This is a genomic window from Pseudolabrys sp. Root1462 (assembly GCF_001426945.1).
In the GTDB taxonomy this organism is placed as follows: Bacteria; Pseudomonadota; Alphaproteobacteria; order Rhizobiales; family Xanthobacteraceae; genus Pseudolabrys.
Genome location: NZ_LMFS01000001.1, coordinates 3,257,880 through 3,274,995 on the forward strand (window position 1 = coordinate 3,257,880; position 17,116 = coordinate 3,274,995).

Annotated in this window: 13 protein-coding genes and 1 tRNA gene; 7 read left to right on the forward strand and 7 right to left on the reverse strand. The window is 64.1% G+C overall.

All coding sequences use genetic code 11. From position 1 onward, the window contains the following. Positions 1 to 110 precede the first annotated feature (110 nt). Complete coding sequence (locus ASD45_RS15790; RefSeq protein ID WP_056912354.1) at positions 111 to 1,253, forward strand: cobalamin-independent methionine synthase II family protein; 1,143 nt, start codon at positions 111 to 113, stop codon at positions 1,251 to 1,253. Positions 1,254 to 1,311: 58 nt separating this feature from the next. On the opposite strand, the gene ASD45_RS15795 is transcribed toward ASD45_RS15790, so the two are convergent. The 4 genes from ASD45_RS15795 to ASD45_RS15810 form a co-directional block, all read right to left on the reverse strand. Then, on the reverse strand, positions 1,312 to 2,004 hold the full coding sequence (locus tag ASD45_RS15795) for a TVP38/TMEM64 family protein (protein ID WP_082540878.1): 693 nt from the start codon (positions 2,002 to 2,004) through the stop codon (positions 1,312 to 1,314). A gap of 126 nt (positions 2,005 to 2,130) precedes the next feature. After that, on the reverse strand, positions 2,131 to 3,669 hold the full coding sequence (locus ASD45_RS15800) for a cation:proton antiporter (RefSeq protein ID WP_056912356.1): 1,539 nt from the start codon (positions 3,667 to 3,669) through the stop codon (positions 2,131 to 2,133). A gap of 181 nt (positions 3,670 to 3,850) precedes the next feature. Further along, positions 3,851 to 3,925, reverse strand: a tRNA-Val gene (locus tag ASD45_RS15805). 101 nt (positions 3,926 to 4,026) lie between these two features. Then, positions 4,027 to 4,386 carry a response regulator gene (locus ASD45_RS15810; RefSeq protein ID WP_056912357.1) on the reverse strand — a complete coding sequence of 120 codons (360 nt, stop codon included), beginning with the start codon at positions 4,384 to 4,386 and terminating at the stop codon, positions 4,027 to 4,029. Between the two features lie 249 nt (positions 4,387 to 4,635). Here ASD45_RS15810 and ASD45_RS15815 point away from each other — a divergent pair, with 249 nt between their 5' ends. The 3 genes from ASD45_RS15815 to ASD45_RS15825 all read left to right on the forward strand — a co-directional run bounded on the left by ASD45_RS15815 (position 4,636) and on the right by ASD45_RS15825 (position 7,171). After that, positions 4,636 to 5,538: an N-formylglutamate amidohydrolase gene (locus tag ASD45_RS15815; protein WP_056912358.1), complete on the forward strand. Its 903-nt coding sequence runs from the start codon at positions 4,636 to 4,638 to the stop codon at positions 5,536 to 5,538. Positions 5,539 to 5,907: 369 nt separating this feature from the next. Continuing rightward, complete coding sequence (gene hisN, locus ASD45_RS15820) at positions 5,908 to 6,690, forward strand: histidinol-phosphatase (protein ID WP_056912359.1); 783 nt, start codon at positions 5,908 to 5,910, stop codon at positions 6,688 to 6,690. A gap of 85 nt (positions 6,691 to 6,775) precedes the next feature. After that, complete coding sequence (locus ASD45_RS15825; RefSeq protein WP_244485401.1) at positions 6,776 to 7,171, forward strand: DUF2147 domain-containing protein; 396 nt, start codon at positions 6,776 to 6,778, stop codon at positions 7,169 to 7,171. On the opposite strand, the gene ASD45_RS15830 is transcribed toward ASD45_RS15825, so the two are convergent. Continuing rightward, positions 7,165 to 8,109, reverse strand: coding sequence for an alpha/beta hydrolase (locus tag ASD45_RS15830; RefSeq protein ID WP_056912361.1), 945 nt, complete (start codon positions 8,107 to 8,109; stop codon positions 7,165 to 7,167). The two genes, ASD45_RS15825 and ASD45_RS15830, sit on opposite strands and share 7 nt — an antisense overlap. Before the next feature lie 339 nt (positions 8,110 to 8,448). Here ASD45_RS15830 and ASD45_RS15835 point away from each other — a divergent pair, with 339 nt between their 5' ends. Then, positions 8,449 to 8,904 (forward strand): Hsp20 family protein, encoded by a 456-nt coding sequence (locus ASD45_RS15835; RefSeq protein WP_056912362.1) that lies wholly within the window; start codon positions 8,449 to 8,451, stop codon positions 8,902 to 8,904. Between the two features lie 78 nt (positions 8,905 to 8,982). Here ASD45_RS15835 and ASD45_RS15840 read toward each other — a convergent pair whose 3' ends face one another. Both ASD45_RS15840 and ASD45_RS15845 read right to left on the reverse strand, forming a co-directional pair. Then, entirely contained in the window at positions 8,983 to 9,627 is a 645-nt protein-coding gene (locus ASD45_RS15840) for a hypothetical protein (protein ID WP_056912363.1), read from the reverse strand. Next, positions 9,628 to 10,365 carry a DoxX family protein gene (locus tag ASD45_RS15845; protein ID WP_056912364.1) on the reverse strand — a complete coding sequence of 246 codons (738 nt, stop codon included), beginning with the start codon at positions 10,363 to 10,365 and terminating at the stop codon, positions 9,628 to 9,630. Between the two features lie 551 nt (positions 10,366 to 10,916). On the opposite strand from ASD45_RS15845, the gene gltB reads away from it, so the two are divergent. Then, positions 10,917 to 15,605, forward strand: coding sequence for a glutamate synthase large subunit (gene gltB, locus ASD45_RS15850; protein WP_244485403.1), 4,689 nt, complete (start codon positions 10,917 to 10,919; stop codon positions 15,603 to 15,605). A gap of 1 nt (position 15,606) precedes the next feature. Then, entirely contained in the window at positions 15,607 to 17,049 is a 1,443-nt protein-coding gene (locus tag ASD45_RS15855; protein ID WP_056912365.1) for a glutamate synthase subunit beta, read from the forward strand. Positions 17,050 to 17,116 lie beyond the last annotated feature (67 nt).

The following is a 17,116-nucleotide window of genomic DNA, read 5'->3' on the forward strand; positions in this document are numbered from 1 at the left end:
CCCTGTCAACGCATGGGGTCCGGTAGTGGTTACGGATGGTTCCGTCTACAGTCCGTCCTGCCGAAGGCCCATCGTCAGAGGCCGATCCAGAGGACCCCCGAGGAGCTTACATGCAGCGCAGCCGTGACCGTTTCCTGACCACTCATACCGGCAGCCTGCCCCGCCCGGAAGACCTGATCCGGATGATGTATGCCAAGGAGGAAGGCGTTCCGGTCGAACCGCACGCGCTGGCGCAGCGCATCAGGACGGCGGTCGCCGAAGTGGTCAAGAAGCAGGCCGACGCCGGGGTCGATCTCATCAACGACGGCGAAATGTCGAAGCCGAGCTACGCGACCTATGTGAAGGACCGCCTCAACGGCTTCGGCGGCACCGGCAACACCTTCGTCTATCAAGACGTCCACGAATTCCCGGCGCTGGAAAAGAAAGTGTTCGGCGATCCCGGCCGCTCGCGCCGCAAGACGCCGGCCTGTAACGCCGACATCAGCGTCAGCGACAAGCAGGCGCCGCTCGACGACATCGCCAACCTGAAGGATGCGCTGAAGACCGTGCCGCATGTCGGCGGCTTCATGAGCGCCGCCTCGCCCGGCGTCGTGTCGCTGTTCTTCCGCAACGACCACTACAAGGACTTCGAGACCTACATCTACGCCATCGCCGACGCCATGCGTTACGAATACGAGGCGGTCGCCAAGGCCGGCTTCGTCCTGCAGATCGATTGCCCCGATCTCGGCATGGGGCGGCACATTCAATATGCTGATCTCGACCTTGCCGGCTTCCGCAAGCGCGCGCAGCTCCATGTCGAGGCGCTCAATCACGCGGTCGCCAACATCCCTGAAGAAAGCCTGCGCATGCATCTGTGCTGGGGCAACTACGAAGGCCCCCATCACTTCGACGTGCCGCTGTCCGACATCGTCGACATCGTTTTCAAGGCCAAGCCCTGCGCGATCTCGCTCGAGGCGGCCAATCCCCGCCACGCCCACGAATGGGCGGTGTTCGAAACGGTGAAACTGCCTGAGGGCAAGGTACTGATCCCCGGCGTGCTCGAATCCAAATCGAATTTCATCGAGCATCCGGAGCTGATCGCGCAGCGCATCGGCCGCTACGCCAAGCTGGTCGGGCGCGAGAACGTCATTGCCGGATCGGATTGCGGCTACGGCACCTGGGTCGGACAGGCCGCGGTCGATCCGCAGGTGGTGTTTGCCAAGCTCGCCGCGATGGCGGAAGGCGCGCGGCTGGCGTCGAAGCAGTTCTGGTGACCATTTTTCAGGCGCATGATCTTTCCGAAGACCGATATCCGGTTTTCGGGATCCTGCGTCAGGCCGCAGGGGGAGCGTCATCGCTCATCGCGTCGTTCTTGCGCCAGCGCTTGTAGAATTGCGGCGCGAAGATGAGGAGCGCGATCACCGCCAGCATGGCCAGCGCATAGCGGATGTTGTTGCTTTCGCCTGACAGGGCCTGACGACCGGCATGACCGATCCAAGTATAGGCCACCGTTGATGGCGCCATGAAGATGAGTGTCGCCAGCAGGTAGTGCCAGAACGGAATGCGTGTCAGGCCCAGCATGTAATTGACGATGGTGTAGGGCAGCACCGGCACCAGCCGAACGAAGGCGACGAACTGCCAGCCATCCTGTTCGACGTTGCGCATGACCTTCTGCACGCGCGGGCCGGCGCGCTGCCGCACCCACTCGGCGGCGAGATAGCGCGCGACGAGAAAAGCCAACGCCGCACCGATCGTGCCACCCGCGAGATTGATCAGGCTGCCGGAAACGGGCCCGAACAGCGCGCCGCCGGCGACATCGAAGATGCCGCCCGGTACGCCGGCAATCGTCGCAATGCCGTAAAGCAGGATAAAGCCGACCGGCGCCCAATCGCCTAGGGCCGCGACGCGCGCCTGAATCGCATCGATGCTCGCAACGCCGTCAAACAGCCAATAGAGGAACACGGCCGCCGCGACGATGAGCACGACGATCAAGGCCAAAAACAGCCGTCGGTGATGAGGTGTCATTGGCCTGAGCTTGGGTTCATGAAGATTCAGCGAAGATGCGGCACGACCTACCACAGCCAATTTCAGCGGGTCAATAACACCCTGAATTATAAGTCTTATTCGTGACAGTTCGTACGTCGTCGCGGCCTAATTCTCCTCGATCTGCCGGTCGGCCTCGCTGGAAAGCGACACCTCGGTGAAGTCGAGTTCTTCCTGAATGACAATAAATGCATCGCTGCCGATGCGGCCGGTTCTGCGCATCTCGTCGAGCATTTCACGTTGATGCCGGATCGCCTCGAGCCCGAGGCGATGCTTGTCCTTCAAGATGCTGTCGTCGCCGGCCTGGACGGCGCGAAGCCTGGCCCCGAGCGAATAGCGCCAGTGATCGACGACGGTGCCCGACTGCCCTTCGAGTTGCTCCAGAGCCTTCGACGCCAATGTGGCGCGCGCCTCGTTGATTTCGGCGCGCAAACCGTCTTCGCCTTCGAGCTTGAGAAGCCGGACCAGGGGACCAAGCGTGAGCCCCTGAATGACCAAAGTCGCGAGCACGACCGCGAAGGCCGCGAGCACGATCAGGTCCCGCTGTGGAAACGTGGCCGGCAGCGCGAACGCGGTCGCCAGCGTGACCAGACCTCGCATGCCGGCCCAGCCGATGAGAATGCTCTGGCGCACGGGCACGGGGTCGCTCGCACCGCGAAGCCGGCGGCGGCGATATGAAAGCCAACTGTAGGCAACGGCCCACACCATGCGAACGACGACGACGCAGACGACCACCGCACCGGCGAACCACGCGGCTTCCTTGAGGCGATCGGGCGACATGCCGCCGACGATGCTGCGCGCCTGAAAGCCCATCAGCAGGAAGGCGAGCACGTTCAGCAGAAACACCGCAGCGCTCCACACCGCGAAACTGTGAATGCGCATGCGCGGCGGCGTCGTCAGATTCGCCGTGCGCGCGAGAGTCATGGCGAAGGCGACGAGGCACAGCACCGGGGAAATGCCGAGATGCTCGGCGATGGTCCAGATGCCGAAGGTGGTGACGAATTCGAGCAGGTTGCCACCCAGCGTACCGCTGAAAAGCGGCATGATTCGGCGGGCGAGAAGCGCCATACCAAACCCGAACAGAATGCCGAGCGGCGCTGCCGACAGAACGCGCAGCGCCACTTCGCCGCTCGTTGCATCGCGCGTGTGAAAGCTGAGCGCCGCGCCGAACAGGATCAGCGCCGTGGCGTCGTTCAGCAGGCTTTCGCCTTTCAAGACGATGATCGAGCGGCGCGGCATGCTGACGCTGCGCAGCACCGCGGTGGCCGCCGCGGCATCCGGCGGCGCCACGATCGCGCCCAGCGCAACCGCCGCGTAGATCGGCAGGCCCGCCATGGCGTAGCCGAGCCAGGCAACCGCCGCCGCCGTCAGCAGGACCGCGACAACGGCAAGCGCAAACAGCGGCCGCCAGAAGCGCTTGATGTCGCTCAGCGGAAAATCATAGGCGGCATCGACCAAGGCCGGCGCGATGAACAAAGCGAGCGCCATTTGCGGATCGAGCCCGATGGTGGGCGCGCCGGGCAACATTCCAAGCAGTACGCCGGCGGCGGCGAGCATCGTCGGATAAGGAATGGACAACCGGCGCGACACCCGCAGCAGCGCAATCGCGATGGCGAGCAGCAGGAGAAGGCTCTCGAAGAACGTCATGACGCGGATCCCGAAACGCCGGTCGCAGCGATGGTCGGATCGCCGCCCGGCTGATGGCAGTATATCGCCGGCATCGGCATGCGGGCCTGTCCCGCGAGACGCGTGACGGCTTCCAGATCGAGAAGGACGCCAGACCGCTTGCGGCGCCGGCCGCGGGTCAGGCTTTGGACATTCGGGGAGATGGTGGGCGCGACAGGGATCGAACCTGTGACCCCTACCATGTCAAGGTAGTGCTCTCCCGCTGAGCTACGCGCCCTTTAGAGGCAGTGGTCTTATCGGCTCCGCCGCGGGGTGGCAAGTGGTCAGAACTGGCCAGGCGGGGACCGAAAGTCGGCTGGAACGGCCCTTTGGGGCCGCTCAGGCCGCCAGCATCTTGTGGACCTCGTTGACGAGGTCGCGCAGGTGCACCGGCTTGGACAGCACCTTGGCCTGCTTGGGCGCCGTCGAATCGGCGTTCAGGGCCACGGCGGCAAAACCGGTGATGAACATGATCTTGATATCCGGGTCGAGTTCCGCAGCGCGGCGGGCAAGCTCGATGCCGTCCATTTCCGGCATGACGATGTCGGTCAGCAACAGCTCGAACGGTTCCTCGCGCAGGCGCTGATAAGCCGACAGGCCGTTGTCGTAAGAGGTGACCTCGAAGCCGGCGTTTTGCAGCGCCTTGACCAGAAAGCGCCGCATATCGGTGTCATCTTCGGCCAACAGGATTTTCGACATTGCCCTTCACGTGCCTCGCACCCGCCGGCTCAAGGTAAAGCCGATCCCAGACGCCATAAGACTTGTCCCGGGTAAATAACGGGTGAACCCAAAGCTTCGCTTGGCTTTATCCGTCCGCCCATGGACAATAGATCGTAACAGGCCTGATACCTCCTGAAAGGGCAAAAACACGCCCGAATCGAGGCCCTTCCGGGGTACCGCAGCCCGCCGGTCCACTGACGCCAGATCATTTGGAAATGCCGATCGCCCATGAGTGATTTCCGCCCCGGAGCCGACCACCAGGACCTCGATCCGCCCTTCGATATCGTCGAGCCGGAGACCATCCGCGCACCGGTTTTGTTCAACTCGCCGCACTCGGGCTCGACCTATCCGCATCCGTTCCTGCAAATGTCGCAGCTCGAGATCGGCACGTTGCGGCGCTCGGAAGATTCCTTCGTCGATGAATTGTTCGCCGGTGTGGTGCGGCAGGGCTACCCGCTGATGCACGCGCATTTCCCGCGCTGCTTCGTCGACGTCAACCGCGAGCCTTACGAACTTGACCCGCGCATGTTCGACGGCCGCCTGCCCTCGTTCGCCAACACCCGCTCGATGCGGGTGGCCGGCGGGCTCGGCACCATCGCCCGGGTCGTCGGCGATGCCCAGGAAATCTACGGCCGCCGCATTCCGGTGGACGATGCGCTGACCCGCATCGAGAGCCTGTACAAGCCGTATCACCGCGCGCTGCGCCGCCTGTTCTCCAAACTGCACCGCGATTTCGGCGCCGCCATGCTGATCGACTGCCACTCGATGCCCTCGACCGCGGGCCACCGCGACGAACGGCCCCGGCCGGAATTCGTGATCGGCGACCGCTACGGCACGAGCTGCACCGGCGCGGTCAGCGAGGTGGTCGAGCAGACCTTGCGCGGCATGGGCTACACGGTGAGCCGCAACAAGCCCTACGCCGGCGGCTTCATCACCGAGCATTACGGCAACCCGGCCGCCGGCCTGCATGCCATCCAGGTCGAGATCAACCGCGCGCTGTATATGGACGAGCGCCGCTATCAGAAGACCGCCGGCTTCGACCGGCTGGCCGCGGATCTCGAGGCGCTGGCGGTGCAGCTCGGCGAAATCCCGCTGGACGAGCTGCAACCCTACCGCTCGGCCGCCGAATAACCCACACGCTATGTGAAAGGGTGCCGGCGCTTCCGGGGCCCAAAAAGAAAAAGGGCCGCTCGCGAAGCAAGCGGCCCAAGTCTAGGGAGGAAACGCCCAAGGAGGGCAACGGTATCGCTACCGCATTGCGGTAAGATACGCCGCAGCGCACAAAATGCAAGATCTACAGGCCAATTTCCCATGCAATAGCGCATAACTGGATGTCGGATTCGCAGATTATTCTTTCGGCCATGCGCAAATGTTGCAACTGAGGCCGCCGCACCGCAACAAGATGTCGCCGCTGCCGCACGGTGCGAAATTTCCGATAAACGCGCTGGCGTGGCGACAAAAGCGCGCTATCAGGCTGCGGCAATCGCTATTCGGGGCGTCATGACAGCAATCGATTTCACTTCTTTCGTCGACCGGCTGGCTGCGGTGTCCGGCGAGACCATCATGCCGTTCTTCCGCTCCGCGCTGACGGTGGAGAACAAAAAGGCGGGCGGCTTCGACCCGGTCACCGCCGCCGACCGCGCGGCCGAAGAAGCGATGCGGCAACTCATCCGCAAGACCTTTCCCGAGCACGGCATCCTCGGCGAGGAATACGGCTCGCAGGACACCGACGCGGAGTATGTCTGGGTGCTCGACCCGATCGACGGCACCAAGTCGTTCATTTCCGGCATGGTGGCTTGGGGCACGCTGATAGGATTGATGCGCTTCGGCGAGCCGGTCTACGGCATGATGCATCAGCCCTTCACGCGCGAACTCTTTTCCGGCGACTCCGGCGCCGCGCTGTATCGCGGTCCGACCGGCAACCGCGACCTCCGCGTCCGCGCTTGCGATGCCTTAAGCGACGCGCTGCTGTTCACCACCAGCCCGCTGCTTATGAATGAGGCCGACCGCGCCCGTTTTCGCAATGTCGAGAACAAGGCCAAGCTGTCGCGCTATGGTGGCGACTGTTACGCCTACTGCATGCTGGCCGCGGGACAGATCGATCTGATCGTTGAGACGGAGCTCAAGCCGTACGACATCGTCGCGCTGATCCCTATCATCCACGGCGCAGGCGGCATCATCACCACGTGGGAGGGTGCTCCGGCCCAGGGTGGCGGCCGCGTCGTCGTCGCCGGCGACAAGCGAGTCCATCAGCAGGCGCTGGACCTGCTCAATCGCGGGTGATCCGAACCCCACGCGCCGCCGTATTGAACCTATGGCCGCGCAGACAAGGTTCCCTCGCCTGAAGACCGCCGATCGGAAGCGGTCATTGATCCTCACTCTCATCGCAGCGGCGTCGATTGCGGGCTGTACCTCGTCTGCCGCGACGGCGGCCGGCAGCGAAATTTTCGGGACCTGGCTGCGAGACGACGGCAATGCCCGCGTGCGCGTTGCACCTTGCGGCGAGTCGATCTGCGCCACCAATCTCTGGATTCGCGATCCGAAGCGGCAAGGCGAAAAGATCGGCGATCGTCTCGAATTCAATATCAAGCGCGACGGCAGCGGCTGGCGCGGCAAGGCCTACGATCCGCAACGCAAACTGAATTTCTCGGCAACGTTGTCGGCTGCGGGCGACGCGATGACGACGGAAGGATGCATCGCGGTCGGGCTGATCTGCCGCACGACGAGATGGCAGCGATTACCGCCGGCAACGGCAGCTCAATAGCGCGGCGTGCCCGGCACGAAAGCGTCGAAGGCGGCCCAAAACTGCGCACGGAACTGGTCCTGCTCCTGCAAAATCTCGTGCCGCGCGCCCGGCAGGATGAGATGCCGGCCGGCGAGAAGATACATGCCAAAGTCCTCGATCGCCGGCGTCCACACCACCTGATCGTAGCCCGCGGCGACCAACAGCAGCGGCTGACGGATATGCGCCGGATAGGATGGCTCGCGGAATTGCCGCATCTGCCGCAGCGCCGAATCCGCCCAGGCGATGGTCGGGGCGCCGAGCGCAAGGTCCGGTTCTTCGACGAGGATCGCGGCATTGCGCGCGAAGCGCACGGGATCGGACGTCAGCACATTGCCGATGAAATCTTCCGGCCCGGCCGGTTCGTGCTGGCTGCCCGGCACGTAGCCCGAGCCGCGGCCCATCAAGCGCATGAAGCGCGCCACCGGGCCCACCATGCCGGAAAAACGGCTTGGCGGGAGCGCCAGCATCGGCGCCGACAGCACCACACGTTCGAACCAGCGGCGGCCGTCATGACAGGCGCGGATGGCGATTGCGCCGCCCATCGAATGACCGAGCACGAAGTAAGGTGGCGGGCAGTCCGGCAACACCACCTGTTCCATGATGGTGTCGAGATCCATTGCATACTGCGAGAAATTGCGAACATAGCCCTTGCGTCGGTCGGACAGGGCGCGATCGGACAGGCCCTGCCCGCGCCAGTCGAACGTCGCAACGGCGAAGCCGCGCGCGCGCAGGTCCCGCACCGTTTCAAAATACTTTTCGATGAACTCGGCGCGGCCCTGAAGAATGACGACCGTGCCCTTACGTCCCGGCGGCGGCTCCCAACGACCGAAACGCAGCGAGACTCCGTCCGGCGTTTTGACGACGCCGGCGAGACCGTTCTCGGGCACCGGATTGGCGGGGATGGAAACAAATTTCATGAGGGCTCAAAGGACGCAGAAGCGAATGGCGGCGTTATATCCGTCATCAGCGGGCTTGTCCCCGCTGATCCCTGCGGGACGCGCGCGCCGCCGCGCATTAGCATGGCCTCGTCAGAACGTGGAAGAATCCGTTCTTCCCCGCGGCCTCAACGCTCCATATAAAAAATCCATTATTTTACAGACAGTTGCGGGATGGCGCCGGCCCTATTGCAGGCTCGGAAAGCGCCACCCATATCAGTGAAGCCCAGGCCACTGACGGCTGCGCACGGGGTCACGGTCCGGCCAATCGGCGGACCGCCCGATAGGACTAAACCAAGTCGCTCACAGGAGGACTTAGCTATGCGTACTTTCGATCTCTCTCCCCTTTACCGTTCGACCGTCGGCTTCGACCGGCTTTTCTCGCTGCTCGACGGCCCTGACGCCGCCCCGGGCTATCCGCCCTACAACATCGAGCGTACCGGCGAGAACGATTATCGCGTGACTGTCGCGGTGGCCGGCTTCGGCGAGAACGAGCTTTCGATCGAATCGAAAGAGAACACCCTGACCATCAAGGGCGCCAAGCAGGCGCAGACTGGATCCAGCGGCGAAGTGCTTTATCAGGGCATCGCGGCCCGGGCCTTCGAGCGCGTATTCCAGCTTGCCGACTATGTGACGGTGAAGAACGCTGCCCTTGAGAACGGTCTGCTGCACGTCGATCTCGTGCGCGAGATTCCCGAGGCCAAGAAACCGCGGCAAATTCCGATCGGCAACGCGCAAGCGAAACCCCAAGTGGTCGAGAACAAGGTCGCTGCCTAACGGCAACGGCTGACCTCCAGAATGCAGAAAGCGCCCCGGATGCCCCGGGGCGCTTTTTTGTTGGCAATCGACGGGCGCTTACGATTTCGGCTCCGGCGGCGCGAGGCGCGGGTCGCCGGGCGGCGGCAGGTAATCGTCGCTTACATCCGTGGACGCGCTGGCAGTGGAGTCCGAAGCGGAGGTTGAAGCGGTGGCAGCGTCCTGCGGGGTCGCAGGCGCAGCGGGCTCGGGCGACGGCAAACCGAAACGCGGCGTCGGGCGGATGGGTGTCGGTCCGTCATGAATCGAAGAGATCGGTGGCGGCGGCGGCGCGCTGAGCAGCGCGCGACGCGGCCCCAACGGTTCGGCCGGCGGCGGCCGCGGCGGTTCCGGCACCGATACGCTGAACGGCCGGCGCCGTGGCTCCTGGTGCACGCTCGCTCGCGCGACGGCCTTTGCCTGCGTTTTATATGGCGATTTCGGTCGCTGCTGGCTTTCGGTCCTGGATATCCGCTTCACCGCACCGCGCGGCGGCTCAGCTTGCACGGCATCGTCGTCGAAATCCTCCGGCGCATCGTCACGCAGGCTGGCCCGGCTGTCACGCAGATCGTCGCCAGGCTGCGGCACATGAATGATGCGAGGGCCGCGAGCGTAATAGGGAATGCCGGAGCCGTCAGCGAACACCAGCGTGCTGGCGCTCGACAGCGCCGCAATCAGAAGCGCGCGGGTCAGCGCCTTGGCCAATCAACGCCCCTTCCATCGGCGCGCGAGATGATCCAACGACATCGCGCCCGGACCCTGCGTCACCAGGACGAGGAGCAGTGCCGCCCAATAGAACTGGACGCTCGCCAGCGGATCGGCGGCGACGAAGCCGAGAATCATGGCAGTGATGACGAGCAGGCCGAGCGCGGCAAAGCGCGTGCCGAGGCCAATGACGAGCATGATTGGCAGGACGAATTCGGCGAAGCTGACCGCATAAGCGGCGATGGCCGGCGGCACCGGCAGCAGCGGATATTGCGTGGTGAAGGCGCTAAACGTCTCGGGCCGCACCTGCATCGGCACGATGACCGAGAAGTCGAAGCCCGTGACGTAATACTTGGTCAGTTCGGCGACCTTCACCGGCAACCACAGGCCGTCAACCTTGCTCTGGCCGTCGACGAAAAATACGCGGGCCATCATCAGGCGCAGCAGCAACGCGACCGCCGAATAGGGAACAAACGAACAGGCGCCAACGAAACTGTTCACCAGCATGGTGAGGATGGGGCGCTGCGAGTGCCGCGCGCGCTCGTCCGCGCGGCGGGCGATGGCCGCACTGGCGGCGAGCCCGGCGGCGACCGCGGGCGACTGGCGCACGATGGCGGCCTGCGGAAGGTCCATCGGCGGCGGCGCCATGGAAATCAGCCGGTCGGCGAGCCGCTCCATCGCGGCGGCGCCGCCGGCGCGATCGGCGAGAGCCGTGGTCTTCGCGTTGCCGAGGGACATCGGGCACCTCCAAAATCGGTGGGGACACCATATCGAGGCGCGGGAAACGCGCCGCTGTTTCCCGTTTTCACCATTAAACGGTTAATCGGCTTGGGCTTTTGACAGCTCGGCGCAACGCCATTGCGCAAATTGGCTCGGCCGTGGTCTTGTTCTTGCTCGGGTGAAACCCGGCGCCGCAACAAAACACCAGAGTCGAACGATTCCGACGTGGACCGGTCTTGTGCGGCAGGGCAAAATTTGGCATGGTCTATTAGGACAGCAATGCTGTCCTAATGGTGCCGCTGCGGTGCCTGCTTGGTGAAGCGGGGCAGGCACGGCGGGCGCCCAAACGGGAGCGGCCGCCGGGTCCAAGACCGGGCTCGCGCCTTCTTAAGATCGGTACGCTTTGCCTGCGGGCCCTTGAAGGCTGCAACCGTGCAGCTTGAAACTAGGTGTCGCGGACAAGCCAAACTGTGTTTGCGAAGTGCGCCGGAACGAACCGGCGGGGCAGGACGAAGATGAGCAAGGGCACGAAGAACGCGAAGTTTGGCGGAAGCAAGGTGGAAACACCGTTGCGCGACAAAACGTCGTTCGCCGACAAACCCTTCGTCGGCTCAACGGTCGATCCCGGCGTGCCGGAGGCGATGGGACTCTATGATCCCGCGCGCGACAAGGATTCCTGCGGTGTCGGCTTCGTCGCCAACATCAAGGGCGTGAAGTCGCACGCCATCATCGAAGACGGCCTCAAGATCCTGTGCAACCTCGAGCACCGCGGCGCCACCGGGGCCGACCCGCGCATGGGCGACGGCGCCGGCATCCTGGTGCAGATCCCGCATAAGTTCTTTGCCAAGGAAGCCAAGAAGCTTGGCTTCACGCTGCCGGCGCCCGGTCAATACGCCGTCGGCCAGCTGTTCATGCCGCACGAGTCGAACTGGCAACAGATCATCCGCGACATCTATGAGGACGTGATCGACCGCGAAGGCCTCACCCTGCTCGGCTGGCGCGACGTGCCGAAGGACAATGCTTCGCTCGGTGAATCGGTGAAGCCGACCGAGCCCGTGCACATGCAGGTGTTCATCGGCCAGGGCGGCAAGAAGCTCACCGAAGGCGAGTTCGAGCGCAAGCTGTATATCCTGCGCAAGTCGATCTCGAATGCCATCTATCGCCGGAGAGAGCGGCGCACGTCGAGCTATTACCCGGTGTCGATCTCGTGCCGCACCGTCGTGTACAAGGGCATGTTCCTCGCCGACCAGCTCGGCAGCTACTATCCCGACCTGCACGACCCGGATTTCGAGTCGGCGATCGCGCTGGTGCATCAGCGCTTTTCGACCAACACCTTCCCGACCTGGTCGCTGGCGCACCCCTACCGCTATCTGGCGCACAACGGCGAAATCAACACGCTGCGCGGCAACGTCAACTGGATGGCGGCGCGTCAGGCCTCCGTGTCGTCGCCGCTGTTCGGCAACGACATCAAGCGGCTGTGGCCGATTTCCTACGAAGGCCAGTCCGACACCGCCTGCTTCGACAACGCGCTCGAATTCCTGGTGCAGGGCGGCTACTCGCTCGCGCATGCCATGATGATGATGGTGCCGGAAGCCTGGGCGGGTAACCCGCTGATGGATGAAGAGCGCCGCGCCTTCTACGAATACAATGCCGCGTTGATGGAGCCGTGGGACGGCCCGGCCGCGCTCGCCTTCACCGACGGCCGCCAGATCGGCGCCACGCTCGACCGCAACGGCCTGCGCCCCGCACGCTATTTCCTCACCCGCGACGGCCGCATCATCATGGCGTCCGAAATGGGCGTGCTGCCGATTCCGGAAAAGGACATCGTCAAGAAGTGGCGCCTGCAGCCGGGCAAGATGCTGCTCGTCGATCTCGAGCAGGGCCGCCTCATTCCCGACGAGGAGCTGAAGTCGTCGCTGGCCAAGAGCCATCCCTATCGCGAGTGGCTCGACCGCACGCAGATCGTGCTCGAGGAACTGCCGGGCGCCTCCAGCGGCGCGCCGAAGTCGAACCTGTCGCTGCTCGATCGCCAGCAGATGTTCGGCTACACCCAGGAAGACATCAAGCTGCTGATGACGCCAATGGGCACCACCGGCGAGGAAGCCATCGGCTCGATGGGCAACGACACGCCGATCTCGGCGCTGTCCGACAAGCCGAAGCCCCTGTTCACCTATTTCAAGCAGAACTTCGCGCAGGTCACCAACCCGCCGATCGACCCGATCCGCGAAGAGCTGGTGATGAGCCTCGTCTCGATCATCGGCCCGCGGCCGAACATCCTCGACCATGAGGGCATGTCGAACACGCAGCGTCTCGAGGTGCGCCAGCCGATCCTGAGCAACAGCGATCTGGAAAAGATCCGCTCGATCTCGGAGATGACCGGCGATCACTTCAAGTCGCTGACCTTCGACATCACCTATCCGGCCGATCACGGCCCGGAAGGCATGGACTGGGCGGTCGATGAGCTGTGCGTGCGCGCCGAGGAAGAGGTCAACGGCGGCTGCAACATCCTCATCTTGTCGGACCGCAAGGCCTCGGCCGAGCGCATGCCGATCCCGGTGCTGCTCGCCTGCGCCGCCGTGCATCATCACCTGATCCGCAAGGGCCTGCGCACCTCGGTCGGACTGGTGCTGGAAACCGCCGAGCCGCGCGAAGTGCATCACTTCGCCTGCCTCGCCGGTTACGGTGCCGAAGCGATCAACCCCTATCTCGCCTTCGAGACGCTCACGGCGATGAAGGAACACCTGCCGCAGAAGCTCGACGACTACGAGATCGTCAAGCGCTACATCAAGGCGATCGACAAGGGCCTGCTCAAGGTCATGTCCAAGATGGGCATCTCGACCTACCAGTCCTATTGCGGCGCGCAGATATTCGACGCCGTCGGCCTGAAGAAGGAATTTGTCGACAAGTACTTCACCGGCACCCACACGCAGATCGAAGGCGTCGGCATGCCGGAAATCGCCGAAGAGACCGTGCGCCGCCACCGCGCCGCGTTCTCCGACGCGCCGATCTACCGCACCATGCTCGACGTCGGCGGCGACTATGCCGTGCGCGTGCGTGGCGAGGATCACGTCTGGACCGCCGAGACGGTGAAAGAACTGCAGCATGCCGTGCGCGGCAACTCGCAGGAGCACTACCGCGCCTTCGCCAAGGTCGTGAACGATCAGAACGAGCGGCTGCTCACCATCCGCGGCCTGTTCACCATCAAGTCGGCGGAGGCCGATGGCCGCAAGCCGGTGTCGATCGACGAGGTCGAGCCGGCCAAGGACATCGTCAAGCGCTTCTCGACCGGCGCCATGTCGTTCGGCTCGATTTCGCGCGAGGCGCACACCACGCTTGCCATTGCGATGAACCGCATCGGCGGCAAGTCGAACACTGGGGAAGGCGGCGAGGAATCCGACCGCTTTAAGCCGCTGCCGAACGGCGACTCGATGCGCTCGGCCATCAAGCAGGTGGCGTCGGGCCGTTTCGGCGTGACTACCGAATATCTGGTCAACTCCGACCTGATGCAGATCAAGATGGCGCAAGGCGCCAAGCCCGGCGAAGGCGGCCAGCTGCCCGGTCACAAGGTCGACAAGGTGATCGCCAAGGTGCGCCACTCGACGCCGGGCGTCGGCCTGATCTCGCCGCCGCCGCATCACGACATCTATTCGATCGAAGATCTGGCGCAGCTCATCTTCGACCTCAAGAACGTCAACCCGTCGGGCGACGTTTCCGTGAAGCTGGTCTCAGAAATCGGCGTCGGCACCGTCGCCGCCGGCGTCTCCAAGGCGCGCGCCGATCACGTCACCATTTCGGGCTACGAAGGCGGCACCGGCGCGTCCCCCCTCACCTCGCTCAAGCACGCGGGTAGCCCATGGGAAATCGGCCTCGCCGAAACCCACCAGACGCTGGTCGCCAACCGGCTGCGCTCGCGCATCGCGGTGCAGGTCGACGGCGGCCTGCGCACCGGCCGTGACGTCGTCATCGGCGCGCTGCTGGGCGCCGATGAGTTCGGCTTCGCCACCGCGCCGCTGATCGCGGCCGGCTGCATCATGATGCGCAAGTGTCATCTCAACACCTGCCCGGTCGGCGTTGCGACGCAGGACCCGGTGTTGCGCGCCCGCTTCAAGGGCCAGCCCGAACACGTGATCAACTACTTCTTCTTCGTCGCCGAGGAAGTGCGCGAGATCATGGCCGAGCTCGGCTATCGCAAGATCGACGAGATGGTCGGCCAGATGCAGATGCTCGACCAGCGCCGTCTGGTCGCGCACTGGAAGGCCAAGGGCCTCGACTTCTCCAAGCTGTTCCTGAAGCCGAAGGCCGACGCCAAGACGCCGGTCTATCACTGCGAGAAGCAGGACCACCATCTAGAGAACGTGCTCGACCGCAAGCTGATCGCGGAGTCGCAGGCCGCGCTCGACCGCGGTGCGCCGGTGCGTCTGCAGACGGCGATCAACTCGACCAACCGCTCGGTCGGCGCCATGCTGTCCGGCGAAGTCGCCAAGCGTTACGGCCATGACGGCCTGCCCGACGGCACCATTCACGTGCGTCTGACCGGCACGGCCGGCCAGGCCTTCGGCGCCTGGCTCGCCAAGGGCGTGACCTTCGAACTGGAAGGCGACGCCAACGACTATGTTGGCAAAGGCCTGTCGGGCGGCCGCATCATCATTCGGCCGTCGACCGACTCCGGCGTCGTGCCGGAAGAAGCGATCATCGTCGGCAACACGGTGATGTATGGTGCCATCGCGGGCGAATGCTACTTCCGCGGCGTGGCCGGCGAACGCTTCGCCGTGCGCAACTCCGGCGCCACCGTTGTTGTCGAAGGCACCGGCGACCACGGCTGCGAATATATGACCGGCGGTATTGTCGTCGTACTCGGCCAGACCGGACGCAACTTCGCGGCCGGCATGTCGGGCGGCATCGCCTATGTGCTCGATGAGGACAGCACGTTCCAGAGCCGCTGCAACATGGCGATGGTGTCGCTCGAGCCCGTTCCCGATGAAGAAGCGATTGCCGAAAAGGAATTCGGCATGCAGAACGATCTGGAATCGCACGGCCGCGTCGACGTCATGGCGGATCTCACCACGATGGATGCCGAGCGGCTGAAGAAGCTGATCTCGGACCACGCGCGCTACACCAATTCGGCACGCGCCAAGGCGATCCTCGCCGACTGGCCGCGTTATCGTCCTCTGTTCAAGAAAGTGATGCCGGTCGAATACGCCCGCGCGCTCGCTGAGATGGCAAAGGAAAAGGCCGCGACCATGCAGGCGGCGGAGTAAGATGGGCAAGATTACCGGTTTTCTCGAATTCGAACGTCACGATCGCACGTACGCTCCGGCTGAGGAGCGTATCAAACACTATCGTGAATTCGTGCTGCCGCTTCCCGAGAAGGAAGTGCGTGAGCAGGCGGCGCGCTGCATGGATTGCGGCGTGCCCTATTGCCACGGCACTAGCCGCATCACCGGCCAGCCGACCGGTTGCCCGGTGAACAACCAGATTCCGGACTGGAACGATCTGGTTTATCGCGGCGACTGGGACGATGCCGCGCGCAACCTGCACTCGACCAACAATTTCCCGGAAGTGACGGGCCGCGTCTGCCCGGCGCCGTGCGAAGCGTCCTGCACGCTCAACATCGAAGACACGCCGGTCACCATCAAGACCATCGAGTGCGAGATCGCCGACCGCGCCATCGCGCAAGGCCTCAAGCCCGAGACGCCTGCGCACAAGACCGGCAAGAAGGTCGCCGTCGTCGGTTCCGGTCCGGCCGGCATGGCCTGTGCGCAGCAACTCGCGCGCGCCGGTCACGATGTGCACGTCTTTGAACGCTGGGCCAAGGCCGGCGGGCTGATGCGTTACGGCATCCCGGATTTCAAGATGGAGAAGGTCCACGTCGATCGCCGTGTCACCCAGATGCAGGCGGAAGGAGTCACCTTCCACTATGGCATCCATGTCGGCGTCGATCTGCCCGTCGAGAAGCTGACCGCCGAATATGACGCGGTGGTGCTGGCCGGCGGTTCGGAAAAGCCGCGTGACCTGCCGATCCCGGGTCGCGAGCTCAAGGGCATTCACTTCGCGATGGACTTCCTGCCGCAGCAGAACCGTCGCGTCTCGAGCGAGCCGCTGGGTTCGGTCGAGCCGATTCTGGCGACAGGTAAAAAGGTTGTTGTCATCGGCGGCGGCGACACCGGTTCGGACTGCATCGGCACCTCGATCCGCCAGGGCGCGGTCTCGGTGATCAATTTCGAGATCATGCCGGCGCCGCCCGAGAAGGAAAACAAGGTTCTGACCTGGCCGAACTGGCCGCTGAAGATGCGGACCTCGTCGAGCCATCTGGAAGGCGCCAAGCGCGACTTCGCCGTTGGCACGCTGAAGTTCACTGGCGAAAATGGCCAGGTGAAGAAGCTGCACTGCGCGCGTCTCGACGACAAGTTCAAGCCGGTGCCGGGTTCGGAGTTCGAGATCGAAGCCGATCTGGTGCTGCTGGCCATGGGCTTCGTGCATCCGGTGCATGACGGCATGCTGAAGACGCTCGACGTCGCGCTCGATCCGCGCGGCAATGTCAGCGCCGATACGCTCGGCTATCTCACCTCGGTGCCGAAGGTGTTCGCCGCCGGCGACATGCGTCGCGGCCAGTCGCTGGTCGTGTGGGCGATCCGCGAAGGCCGCCAGTGCGCGCATTCGGTCGACAAGTTCCTGATGGGCTCGACCACCCTACCGCGCTGAGCGGTGCACAACCGGAACAACAAAAAGCCCCGCGAATGCGGGGCTTTTATTTCAGGGCGTGACGCGT